General features: G+C 66.8%; 10 protein-coding genes. 4 read left to right on the top strand and 6 right to left on the bottom strand.

Translation table 11 applies throughout. From position 1 onward, the window contains the following. Positions 1-99: 99 nt before the first annotated feature. Both guaA and guaB read right to left on the bottom strand, forming a co-directional pair. Positions 100-1,677 carry a glutamine-hydrolyzing GMP synthase gene (gene guaA, locus ACNFBT_RS01830; protein ID WP_416745930.1) on the bottom strand — a complete coding sequence of 526 codons (1,578 nt, stop codon included), beginning with the start codon at positions 1,675-1,677 and terminating at the stop codon, positions 100-102. 81 nt (positions 1,678-1,758) lie between these two features. Further along, positions 1,759-3,228 carry an IMP dehydrogenase gene (gene guaB / locus ACNFBT_RS01825; RefSeq protein ID WP_416745928.1) on the bottom strand — a complete coding sequence of 490 codons (1,470 nt, stop codon included), beginning with the start codon at positions 3,226-3,228 and terminating at the stop codon, positions 1,759-1,761. 148 nt (positions 3,229-3,376) lie between these two features. On the opposite strand from guaB, the gene xseA reads away from it, so the two are divergent. The 4 genes from xseA to ACNFBT_RS01805 all read left to right on the top strand — a co-directional run bounded on the left by xseA (position 3,377) and on the right by ACNFBT_RS01805 (position 7,063). Then, a complete protein-coding gene (gene xseA, locus ACNFBT_RS01820; protein ID WP_416745926.1) occupies positions 3,377-4,756 on the top strand; it encodes an exodeoxyribonuclease VII large subunit in 1,380 nt (459 codons plus the stop codon). Between the two features lie 6 nt (positions 4,757-4,762). Beyond that, on the top strand, positions 4,763-5,518 hold the full coding sequence (locus tag ACNFBT_RS01815; RefSeq protein ID WP_416745924.1) for a M15 family metallopeptidase: 756 nt from the start codon (positions 4,763-4,765) through the stop codon (positions 5,516-5,518). A 308-nt stretch (positions 5,519-5,826) separates the two neighbouring features. After that, positions 5,827-6,663 carry a peptidoglycan DD-metalloendopeptidase family protein gene (locus ACNFBT_RS01810; RefSeq protein ID WP_416745923.1) on the top strand — a complete coding sequence of 279 codons (837 nt, stop codon included), beginning with the start codon at positions 5,827-5,829 and terminating at the stop codon, positions 6,661-6,663. Positions 6,664-6,667: 4 nt separating this feature from the next. Next, complete coding sequence (locus ACNFBT_RS01805) at positions 6,668-7,063, top strand: DUF2809 domain-containing protein (protein WP_416745921.1); 396 nt, start codon at positions 6,668-6,670, stop codon at positions 7,061-7,063. 105 nt (positions 7,064-7,168) lie between these two features. On the opposite strand, the gene ACNFBT_RS01800 is transcribed toward ACNFBT_RS01805, so the two are convergent. From ACNFBT_RS01800 to ACNFBT_RS01785, 4 genes are all read right to left on the bottom strand, one after another. Continuing rightward, entirely contained in the window at positions 7,169-7,591 is a 423-nt protein-coding gene (locus tag ACNFBT_RS01800) for a DUF6491 family protein (protein ID WP_416745919.1), read from the bottom strand. Positions 7,592-7,694: 103 nt separating this feature from the next. Next, positions 7,695-8,183 (bottom strand): copper chaperone PCu(A)C, encoded by a 489-nt coding sequence (locus ACNFBT_RS01795; protein ID WP_416745917.1) that lies wholly within the window; start codon positions 8,181-8,183, stop codon positions 7,695-7,697. A gap of 130 nt (positions 8,184-8,313) precedes the next feature. After that, positions 8,314-9,684 (bottom strand): PepSY-associated TM helix domain-containing protein, encoded by a 1,371-nt coding sequence (locus ACNFBT_RS01790; RefSeq protein ID WP_416745915.1) that lies wholly within the window; start codon positions 9,682-9,684, stop codon positions 8,314-8,316. 50 nt (positions 9,685-9,734) lie between these two features. Further along, entirely contained in the window at positions 9,735-11,828 is a 2,094-nt protein-coding gene (locus ACNFBT_RS01785) for a TonB-dependent copper receptor (RefSeq protein ID WP_416745913.1), read from the bottom strand. Positions 11,829-11,881: the final 53 nt, after the last annotated feature.

Below are 11,881 nucleotides of genomic sequence, written 5' to 3'. Positions count from 1 at the left end.
CACCGGTCGCCGAGTGGCGCTCGCCGGAAACGACAAGGGGCAGCCGTGGCTGCCCCTTGTCGGGTCGGACCGCGCGGGCTCAGGCCCACACGGAATCGATCATTCCCACTCGATCGTTGCCGGCGGCTTGCTCGACACGTCGTAGGTGACGCGGGAGATGCCTTCGATCTCGTTGATGATACGGTTCGAAACCTTCTCCAGCAGCTCGTACGGCAGGTGCGCCCAGCGAGCGGTCATGAAGTCGATGGTTTCCACGGCGCGCAGGGCGACGACCCAGGCGTAGCGACGGCCATCGCCGACCACGCCGACGGATTTCACCGGCTGGAACACCACGAAGGCCTGGCTGGTCTTGTGGTACCAGTCGAAGTTGCGCAGCTCTTCGATGAAGATGTGGTCGGCGCGACGCAGCAGGTCGGCGTATTCCTTCTTCACTTCGCCGAGGATGCGCACGCCCAGGCCCGGGCCCGGGAACGGGTGGCGGTAGACCATGTCGTAGGGCAGGCCCAGCTCCAGGCCGATCTTGCGGACTTCGTCCTTGAACAGCTCGCGCAGCGGCTCGACCAGTTCGAACTGCATGTCCTCGGGCAGGCCGCCGACGTTGTGGTGCGACTTGATCACGTGGGCCTTGCCGGTCTTGGCGCCGGCCGACTCGATCACGTCGGGGTAGATGGTGCCCTGGGCGAGGAACTTCACGTCCTGCAGCTTGGTGGCTTCCTGATCGAAGACTTCGATGAAGCTGCCGCCAATGATCTTGCGTTTCTGCTCCGGGTCGCTGACGCCGGCCAGGCGGCCGAGGAACAGCTCTTCGGCGTTGGCGCGGATGACCTTCACGCCCATGTTCTCGGCGAACATGGCCATCACCTGGTCACCTTCGTGCAGGCGCAGCAGGCCGTTGTCGACGAAGACGCAGGTCAGCTGGTCGCCGATGGCCTTGTGCAGCAGCGCCGCGACCACCGAGGAGTCCACGCCGCCGGACAGGCCCAGCAGCACCTTGGACGAGCCTACCTGGGCGCGAACGGTGGCGATGGCGTCGTTGACGATGTTGGACGGGGTCCACAGGGCTTCGCAGCCGCAGATGTCCAGCACGAAGCGGGAGAGGATGCGACCGCCCTGCTTGGTGTGGGTCACTTCCGGGTGGAACTGCACGCCGTAGTAGCCACGGGCGTCGTCCGCCATGGCGGCGATCGGGCAGCTCGGAGTGCTGGCGAGGATGTGGAAGCCGGCCGGGATCTCGGTGACCTTGTCGCCGTGGCTCATCCACACATCGAGGCCGAATAAGCCGTCTTCATCCACGTGGTCTTCGATGCCGTCGAGCAGACGGGCCTTGCCGACCACATCGACGCGGGCATAACCGAATTCGCGCAGGTCCGAGCCCAGCACCTTGCCACCCATCTGCTCGGCCATGGTCTGCATGCCGTAGCAGATGCCGAACAGCGGCACCTTCAGGTCGAACACGGCCTGCGGCGCGCGCGGGCTGTTGGCTTCATGCACCGACTCCGGGCCGCCGGCCAGAATGATGCCGCGCGGGGCGAAGGCGCGAACTTCGTCGTCGCTCATGTCGAACGGATGGATCTCGCAGTACACGCCGATCTCGCGGACGCGGCGGGCGATCAGCTGGGTGTACTGGGAGCCGAAGTCCAGGATCAGGATCCGGTGAGCGTGAATGTCTTGGGCCATGACCATCTCTCGTAGCGAAATTCTCAAACGACACGGGGCTGTATCAACCAGCCCCGTGTCCGACTCATTAACCTGAAACCCTTAACCTACGCGGTAGTTCGGGGCTTCCTTGGTGATCTGTACGTCATGCACATGGGACTCGGCCATGCCGGCGCCGGTGATGCGCACGAACTGCGGCTTGGTGCGCATGTCGTGGATATCGGCGCTGCCGGTGTAGCCCATGGCGGCGCGCAGGCCACCCATCAGCTGGTGGACGATGGCGGTCAGCTGGCCCTTGTAAGGCACGCGGCCTTCGATGCCTTCCGGTACCAGCTTCTCGGCGCCGGCGGAGGCGTCCTGGAAGTAGCGGTCGGAGGAACCGGTGGAGCCGGCCATGGCGCCCAGGGAGCCCATGCCACGGTAGGACTTGTAGGAACGGCCCTGGAACAGCTCGATCTCGCCCGGAGCTTCTTCGGTACCGGCGAACATCGAACCCATCATCACACAGTAGGCGCCAGCCACCATGGCCTTGGCCAGGTCGCCGGAGAAGCGGATGCCACCGTCGGCGATCAGCGGAACGCCAGTGCCTTCGAGGGCAGCAGCGACGTTGGCGATGGCGGAAATCTGCGGCACGCCGACGCCAGCGACGATACGGGTGGTGCAGATGGAGCCCGGGCCGATGCCGACCTTCACGGCGTCGGCGCCAGCGTCAGCCAGAGCCTTGGCAGCTTCGCCGGTGGCGATGTTGCCGCCGATGACCTGTACGTGCGGGAAGGTTTCCTTCACCCAGCGCACGCGGTCGATTACGCCCTTGGAGTGGCCGTGGGCGGTGTCGACAACGACTACGTCAACGCCAGCGGCGACCAGCGCGGCAACGCGCTCGCCGGTGTCGGCGCCGGTGCCGACGGCCGCGCCGACGCGCAGGCGGCCCAGGTCGTCCTTGGACGCCAGCGGGTAGGTCTTGGCCTTCTCGATGTCACGGAAGGTCACCAGGCCGGTGAGATAGAAGTTCTCGTCGACGATCAGCATCTTCTCGATGCGGTTCTCGTAGAGCGCTGCCTTGATCTCTTCCAGCGGAGTGTTCTCGCGGGCGGTGACCAGCTTTTCCTTCGGGGTCATGATCGCGGCGACGCTGTCGCCGACGTTCGGCTTCACGCGCAGGTCGCGACCGGTGACGATGCCGACCAGTTCACCCTCTTCCACCACCGGGAAGCCGGAGAAGCCGTACTCGCGGGCGATCTGCAGCAGCTCGATGATCTTGGTCGACGGGGTTACGGTGATCGGGTCGCGGACGATCGCGGTCTCGTGCTTCTTGACCTTGCGAACTTCGGCAGCCTGCTGCTCGATGCCCATGTTCTTGTGGATGATGCCGATGCCGCCTTCCTGCGCCATGGCGATCGCCAGGCGGGATTCGGTCACGGTATCCATCGCGGCGGACACCAGCGGGATGTTCAGTTCGATGCCACGGGTCAGTCGGGTTTTCAGGCTCACGTCCTTGGGTAGGACTTCCGAATAACCGGGAATCAGGAGGACGTCGTCGAAAGTGAGGGCTTCTTGGCTGATGCGCAGCATGGCGGGGGCTCCCGATCGGGAAAAATGGAAGCGCGGCATTATATCCCAGCTGGGGGGCGCGGCTCAACGTAACCAGACGATCTGAATAAAGCCTTTCTCAGCCTTGCGCGCTGGCCCCTGTTCACAGGCCCGCTTATCATCCTTCGCCATGCAGAATGATCCCTTCCAACGGCTGGGCCTCGACCGCGAGGTACTGACCGTCAGCCAGCTCAACCAGCGCGCCCGCCACCTGCTGGAGGACGTGTTCCCGCAGGTGTGGGTCGAGGGCGAGATCTCCAACCTCGCCCGCCCCGCGTCGGGCCATATGTATTTCACCCTGAAGGACAGCAACGCCCAGGTGCGCTGCGCGCTGTTCCGGCAGAACGCCCTGCGCGTGCGCCAGGCCCTGCGCGACGGTCTCGCCGTACGGGTACGCGGCAAGGTCTCGCTGTTCGAAGGGCGCGGCGACTACCAGCTGATCGCCGACGCTGTGGAACCGGCCGGTGACGGCGCCCTGCGCCTGGCCTTCGAAGCACTGAAAGAGAAACTCGCCGCCGAGGGCCTGTTCGCCGCCGAGCGCAAGCGCGAACTGCCGGCGCATCCCCGGCGCATCGGCATCGTCAGTTCGCCCACCGGCGCGGTGATCCGCGACATTATCAGCGTGTTCCGCCGCCGCGCGCCGCAGGTCGAGCTGACGCTGATCCCTACCGCCGTGCAGGGCCGAGAGGCCATCGGGCAGATCGTCCGCGCGCTGAAGCTGGCCGATGCGCAGGGCTTCGACGCGCTGATCCTGGCCCGTGGCGGCGGCTCGCTGGAGGACCTCTGGTGCTTCAACGAAGAGCCGGTGGCCCGTGCCATCGCCGCCTGCGTGACGCCCATCGTCAGTGCCGTGGGCCATGAAACCGATGTATCGATCAGCGACTTCGTCGCCGACGTGCGCGCGCCCACGCCTTCGGCCGCCGCCGAACTGCTGGCGCCCCACAGCGGCGACCTGCAGCAGCGCCTGGACGGCCTGCGCCGCCGCCTTATCCTGCGCATCCAGGACCGTCTGACCCGCGAACGCCTGCGCCTGGAGGGCACCGCCCGGCGTCTGCGCCACCCCGGCGAACGTCTGCGCCAGCAGGCCCAGCGCCTGGACGACCTGGACATGCGCCTGCGCCGCGCCTTCGAGCGCCAGTTGCAGATCCGCCAGGAGCGCGTCGCCCGTCTCGACACCCGCCTCGCCGCGCAACACCCGGGTCGCAACCTCGCCCTGCTGCGCCAGCGCCTGGAAAACCTCAGCGGCCGACTGCCCCGCGCCACCCAGGCGATCCTGCGCGAACAGCGCCAGCGCCTGGACGGCCTGATGCAGACGCTGCACATCGTCAGCCCACTGGCTACCCTGGGGCGCGGCTACAGCATCCTGCTGGACGACCGCGGCCAGGCGATCCGCAGCGCCGCGCAGACGAAGAACGGCCAGCGCCTGAAAGCCCGGCTGGCCGAAGGCGAGCTGGAGGTGCGGGTGGAAGACAACCACCAGGCCCCCGTCACCCTTTCCCTGCTGGACTGAATTGCAATGACCGACCTGCTCGCACCGATCCTGCCGCAACCCGATCCGGACTGGGCCGAAGCCTTCCGCATGCCCATCGTCGAATGCGGCCAGCCGCTGCAGGCGCTGGGCATCGCCACCGGGTTCGCGGTGTGGCCGGCCTATCACCGCCTGGGCGTACCCAATGCGCAGCCGGAGTGCTATGCGCGCAGCGACGTGTTCGAGCGCCTGCTGCAAGCCGCCCGCCTGCTGCCGGACGGCCTGCGCCTGGTGATCCTGGATGCCTGGCGGCCCTTCGCGGTGCAGCAGCATCTGTACGACACGCTCTATGAAATCCTTCGCCAGCACGAACCGGATGCCGATCCAGCCGAGCTGACCCGCCGTACCCGAGAGTTCGTCGCCCCGCCCAGCACCCGTGCCGAATCACCCAGCCCGCATCTCACCGGCGGCGCCATCGACCTGACCCTGTGCGACCGTGACGGCCGCTGGCTGGACATGGGCAGCCTGTTCGACGAGGCGACGCCACGCTCCTACACCCGTCATTACGAAGAGATCGCCGCGCCGGACGAAGCCCAGCGAAAGATCCGCGACAACCGCCGGATGCTGTTCAATGCCATGAGCGCGGCGGGGTTCAGCAACCTCTCCAGCGAGTGGTGGCATTACGACTACGGCGATCAGCTGTGGGCGGCGCATCTGGGCAAGCCCCACGCCATCTACGGCCCCGCGCAGGTGCTGTCGCTGGAGCAGTTGTGGCGTCAGCAGCTGGATGGCCTGCGCCGCTAGCGCTTTGGCGAAGAAACATCCGGGAACTGTAGGAGCGAGCTTGCTCGCGAACAGCTCCGCTGCAGGTTGGTTCGCGAGCAAGCTCGCTCCTACATTGCTTTTTGGATCCCCGCGTTCGCGGGGAAGACGACTGCGGAGTGCGGTGCATGACATCGTCACTCCCGCGAACGCGGGAGCCCAAAAGACAGTTGCTTCTACAAAAAGCGCGCCGTGCTACCCCGTAGTGCTTTCGACGAAATCGCCCCGCTCGCCGAATCGCCCCGTGTAGACTGCCCGCTTCATCCGCCGACACGTCCACGGATAGCGCCATGCTCCGACTCTTCTGCCTGCTCACCGCCACCCTCCTCGCCCTGCCCGCCCACGCTGAAGGCTTCATCAGCCGCACCCTGAACAAGCCGGTGCCCGGCGGCGTCGCCGTGGTGCAGCTGGGCCAGGACGCCGCCGTGCCCACCGCCAGCTACCAGGGCAAACCGGTGCTGGTGGTGCGCGAGGAAGGACGCGACTGGATCGCTATCGTCGGCATTCCGCTGACCGCCAAGGCCGGCGCCCAGCAGATCGTCGTGAGGCAGGCCGGCGCCAGCCGCAACCTCGGCTTCAGCGTCGACAGCAAGCACTATAAAGAGCAGCACATCACCCTGAAGAACACCCGCCAGGTGAACCCGCTGCCCGAGGATCTAAAGCGCATCAACCGCGAGCTGGCCGAACAGACCGCCGCCTACCGCAGCTTCAGCCCCGGCACGCCGAGCAACCTGGTGCTGGACAAGCCGGTCAACGGCCCGCTCTCCAGCCCCTTCGGCCTGCGCCGCTTCTTCAATGGCGAGGAACGCAACCCGCACTCCGGGCTGGACTTCGCCGTGCCCGCCGGCACCCCGATCAAGACACCGGCTGCCGGCAAGGTGATCCTGATCGGTAACTACTTCTTCAACGGCAACACGGTGTTCGTCGACCACGGCCAGGGCTTCATCAGCATGTTCTGCCACATGTCGAAGATCGACGTGAAACTCGGCGACCAGCTCCCGCGCGGCGGCGTGGTCGGCCGCGTCGGCGCCACCGGCCGGGCCACCGGTCCGCACATGCACTGGAACGTCAGCCTGAACGACGCCCGCGTCGACCCGGCGATCTTCATCGGCGCATTCAAGCCCTGAGCCGATGAACATCCGCCTGAGATTCGACCTGACCAGCGCCGTCTTCGCCCTGCTCTGGTTCGCCGTGCTGGTGTGGCTGGCCACTGCTGGCGCCCATCTGGGCTGGCTGCGCGGCTTCGGCGGCGACGTGCTGGCGGTGGTCTGGCTGTACTGCCTGCTGCGCGCCGCGCTGGACGCGCCCGCAACCGGGCTGGCCAGCACAGCGCTGGCCTGTGGGTTGCTGATCGAGTTCGGCCAGTTTCTGGCGGCGACGCTGCACTGGCAGATCGGCAATCGCGCGCTGCGTATCGTGCTGGGCGCCACACCGGACTGGCCGGATGTGCTGGCCTACTGCATCGGCTTCGTGCTGATCTTCGCGGCGCGCCGGACGCGCCTAGCCTTCAAGCCAGCGAGCAACTGAAGAACCGCGCCCTCTCCCCGAGCCGCACATGCACCGAACGTCGGCCTGAATAACCCGGCGATCTTCATCAGCGCGTTTAAGCCCTGAAGAACGCCCAAGGGCGAATCAATAGCCGCCCTCGTGCTGCGGCTTCTTGGGCACACGTTCCAGTTCGTGGAGCTGGCCGATCAGACAGGGCTCGGGGATGCCCGCCGAGTCGACCGAGATGATGCGATCAAGCGTCGTGACCGACCCGACCGTATTGCTGATATTCAGCCGATTGCTGAACCCCAGGTTGTTGCACGGCGCGGAAAAGGTCACCAGGTAACGCCGCCCCGGCGATTGGCCAAGGACGATGTGGCCCTTGTCGAGGTATTGCCAGCCCTCGGTATCCCGCACCGGGATCGACTTCACCGCATCGCCCTGGCGCAGGCCGAGCTTCTCCAGGTGCTGGTCCAGCGGCAGTTGGTCGTCGTGCAAGCTGGAGTGGCTGCAGGCGGCCAGCAATGAAATAGCCGCCAGCAGGATGGCGCCGTGTACGCTGCGCATGCTCTACCTCCCGACCACGGGTGGTGGCCACAGGCCGGATCACCTGGGACCCGGCCCCATTTTCCCACCAGACCGCCGCCGCGGCGCGCAGCCGGCCAGACGGTCAGTCCATCTTCATACCGTGCATGTCATGGCCCATGTCGGTGCCTTTCGGGGCTTCCTTCTGCACGGCAACCTCGACCTTCACGTCGCCGGCCTTCTGGAAATGCAGGGTCAGCGGGAAGCGCTCGCCATCGGCCAGCGGCTTCTTCAGGCCGAACAGCATCAGGTGGTATTGGCCGGGGGCGAAGACCAGCTTGCCGCCGGCGGGGATGTCCACGCCCTCGACCTTCTGCATCTTCATCATGCCGTCCTTCTCCACGTGCTGGTGGATCTCGGCGCTGGCGGCGCGCTCGGTGTCGGCGCCGAGCAGGCGGTCGGCGTCCTTGCCGTGGTTCTCCACGACGAAGTAGGCGGCGCCGTTCACCGAATTGGCCGGCAGCAACAGTGACCAGGGGTGATCGATATGCAGGTTGCCGGCCTCATATTCGTGGGCCGTGGCGGCGCCGGAGAAGCCCAGCAGGACAGCGAAAGCGAGCAGGGTTTTACGCATCTTCGAGACTCCAGTTGTGCTTGTGATCAGATCCGCCAAGGCGGCGGAGAAACATCGAGCCGCCGGCGCAACGATCGCGCCGCAGCATAGCCTGCCTCGCGGCAGGCGTCAGGGTAAAACAGCGCACGAATCAGCCCAGTGCCGGGCTGCGCGATCTGAAGCGCGACAGCACGGCCCAATCCAGTGCCCACACCAGCAGCAGCGACGCGCCCACCAGGGGGAAGGCGACGCCGAGGATGGCCATGATCGCCACCCCGCCCTTCCACACCGGCAGCGCGTGTGGCATCGGCGGCACGCCGAGGCGGCCCTGCGGGCGGCGCTTCCACCAGATCCACAGGCCGCTGACCGCGCTGAGCAGGATCATCAGGCAGACGGCGAGCATCAGCAGCTGGTTGAACAGGCCAAACATCTTGCCCTCGTGCAGCATCACACCGGACTCGACGCCCTTGGCCACCAGCCCGTAGTCCTTCCAGCGCAGGTCGGCGAGCACCTTGCCGGTGTACTGGTCGATGTGCAGGGTGGCGTCGTTGCGCGAATCGTCGGCGAACACCGAAACGGTGAACACGCCTTCCGCGCCCTTGGGCAGGGCGATGGCGTAACCCGCCGTCACACCGGCCTGGTCGGCGGTATCGACCACCTGCTGCAGGCTGATCTGCGGCATCGCCATGCCGCCGGAACCGTGGGCCATGTGCTCGGCGTGGGCGCCGCCGGACATCGGCATCGGGGTGTTTTCCATCGCCCAGGGAATGGTCTGGCGATGCGCCTCATTGAGGGTGCGCGCCTCCAGGTCCGACTTGGGCACCTCGTTCCACATGGCCGCCGGGAAGCGGTTCCACACGTCGGCGAAGGACTTGCCCCAGAAGCCGGTCCAGGTCATGCCGGTGAGCAGCATGAACAGCATCAGCAGCGAGCCCCAGAAGCCGACCACCATGTGCACGTCACGCCACAGGGCACGGCCGCGGCGCGACAGGTCCGGCCAGAGCAGCACGCGCAGCGAACGCTTGCGCGGCCACCACAGGTAGAGACCGGAAACGACGAGCACGATCCCCCAGCCGGCAGCCAGCTCGATCAGCCGGTCGCCGACGGTACCGATCATCAGCTCACCGTGCAGCGCGCGGGCCATGGCCTGCAGGTTGGACTTGGCGTCCTGCAGGCCGAGCAGCTTGCCACTGTAGGGATCGACGAAGGCGTTCACCTCACGCCCATCAAGCTGGGCAACGAACTGCGCGCTGCGGTCGGCAGCGGGAGCCGGCAGGTACTGGCTGACCTGCAGCTGCGGGTTCTGGTGATGCAGGTGCATCAGTTGCTCGTCGGCGGACAGCCGCACTTCGCCGGGCTTCACCTGCAGCAGGTCGCTGTACATCAGCGGGTCGAGCTGCGGCTTGAACAGGTAGATGATCCCGGTGATCGACAGCAGGATCATGAAGGGCGCGACGAACAGCCCGGCGTAGAAGTGCCAGCGCCAGGCCAGGTTGTAGAAATCGAATGTCTGCTTCTGCATTCGTTGATCTCCTCACACAAGGAGGCCCCGACTGGCGGGGCCGGTCGGGCTTAGAACGAGAAGTCCACTTTGGTCCAGAGCGTGCGCCCCGGCTCGTGGATCGATTCGGGGTTGTTCGCCGGGTAGCCGAAGCCGGCGTTGCCCGCCAGGTTCAGGTGCTCGGCGTAGTCCTTGTCGAACAGGTTGTCGACGCCGGCGCTGACCTTGAAGTGCTGGCTCAGCCTGTACGCGCCGTTGAGCGAGAACACCGCGAAGCCCGGGCTTTCATCGAAGTCGTAGCCGACCACGTTGCCCTGCCCCTCGGCGACCCTCCCCTGGCGCGCCACCACCCGCCAGAGGCCGCCCGCGCTCCAGGCGTCCTGCCCGTAGGTCAGGCCGAAGCGCGCCTCCAGCGGCGGCATCTGCGGCAGGGCGCGGTCGTCGGTGGTGTTCTTGCCCCAGGCGTAGGCCAGGGTCGCGTCGGTCGCCCAGTTGGTGGTGAGCGCATAGGCCGCGCCCAGTTCGCCGCCCATGATGCGCGCATCGACGTTCCGCGCCTGGGAGGTCTTGCCCATCATGCCGTCGCTGTACTCGAACAGGATGTAGTCGCGGATCACCCCGACGTAGCCGGAGGCCCAGGCCTTGAGCTTCTCGTCCTCGTACTGGGCGCCGAAGTCCAGTTGGGTGGTCTTCTCCGGCTCGATGCTGTCGAAGGCGTTGACCGAGCCGGCCGGCCCCTTGTCCGGGGAGAACAGCTCCCAGTAGTCGGGGAAGCGCTGCACATGGCCAAGGCCGGCATAGAGGGTGGTCGGCGTATCGGCCAGATCGTGCTCGTAGCGCACGAAGCCGCTGGGCAGGGTATCGGCGCGGGTATCATCGGCGGTCGGGTTGGGGTGGGTCATGTGCCCCGACCCCGCGGTCTGCCGGTAGTCCTTGGCCGAGGCGCGGTCCAGGCGGGCGCCACTGATCACGCGGTCACGCTCGGCGGCGTACCAGGTCAGCTCGCCGAAAGCGCCGTAGTTGTGGAAGACCGCGTCCTTGTTCCACGGCTGGTCATCGTAGGTATTGATGCCCATGCCCATGCGTTCGCGGTGCTCGCTGGTCTGCGCGTCGACGCCGGAGACCAGCTTGAAGTCGTCCCAGCGCCAGGTGGCGGCCAGGCGCCCACCGAGGGTGCGGCGATCGACATTGGAGGCCATCGGCCCGGCCATCATCCCGGTGCCCGAGGGCGTGCGCAGGCTGTAGTTGTCCATCACGTGGTCGGCGTAGTTGTAGTAGACCTGCGCCTCCAGCTTGTCGAGCACCTCGCCGAGGTTGGACTTCTCGAAGCGCAGGCCGAGGCTTTCGCGCTTGAACTGCGAGCCGTCCATCCCGCGTCCGGCGTAACGCGCCTCGCCGTCGCCCTTGCCGGCGGTGAGTTCGACCAGGGTATCGGCGTCCGGCGTCCAGCCGAGGGCCACGTCGCCGTTCCACTTGTTCCAGCGCGAGGGCACGGTGTCGCCGGCGCCGTCCTCGTAGTCATCGGACTGCGATTTGTTGCCGGTGAAGCGCATATAGCCCTCCGGCCCGCCGGCAGCGGCGTCCAGCACGCGGTCGAAACGGCCGTTGGAACCGGCGACCAGGCTGCCGTTGATCCGCGAGCCCAGCTCGCCGAAGCGCTCCGGTTCGCGGTCGAAGCGGATGGTGCCGGCCGAGGCGCCGGGGCCCCAGATCACGGTTTCCGGGCCCTTGACCACGGTGAGCCTGTCGTAAGTTTCCGGCGAGATATAGGAGGTCGGTGCGTCCATCCGCGCCGGGCAGGCGCCGAGCAGGGTGGTGCCATTGGTAAGGATGTTCAGGCGCGAGCCGAACATGCCGCGCAGCACCGGGTCACCGTTGGTGCCGCCGTTACGGATGGCGGAGAAGCCGGGGATGGTCTTGAGGTAGTCGGCGCCGTCGCTGGCCGGGATCGGCTGGCGCGGCTGCTTCGGGTCGGTGACGATGGTGAGCGGCGAGCTCTGCGCCACGGCGGTGATGACGCTGGGCTCCAACTCCACAACGTGGGTGGAGTGATCGTCGTCCTCGGCCAGGGCCGGGACGGCAGTGAAACCGCCAAGGGCGGTCAGCGCGCACAGGGCGCGCAAGCCGGCGGCACGCGGCCGACGGCGCATTTGCATGCGGGACATTCCATTTATTCCGTGATCGGTGAAATCGCCCGTTCCATGCGGACACGCACGGC

The sequence above is a fragment of the Pseudomonas sp. NY15181 genome, assembly GCF_048068055.1.
In the GTDB taxonomy this organism is placed as follows: Bacteria; Pseudomonadota; Gammaproteobacteria; order Pseudomonadales; family Pseudomonadaceae; genus Pseudomonas.
The sequence above is the reverse complement of the archived record's forward strand: the minus strand, read 5'-3'. Positions and strand labels throughout refer to the sequence as shown.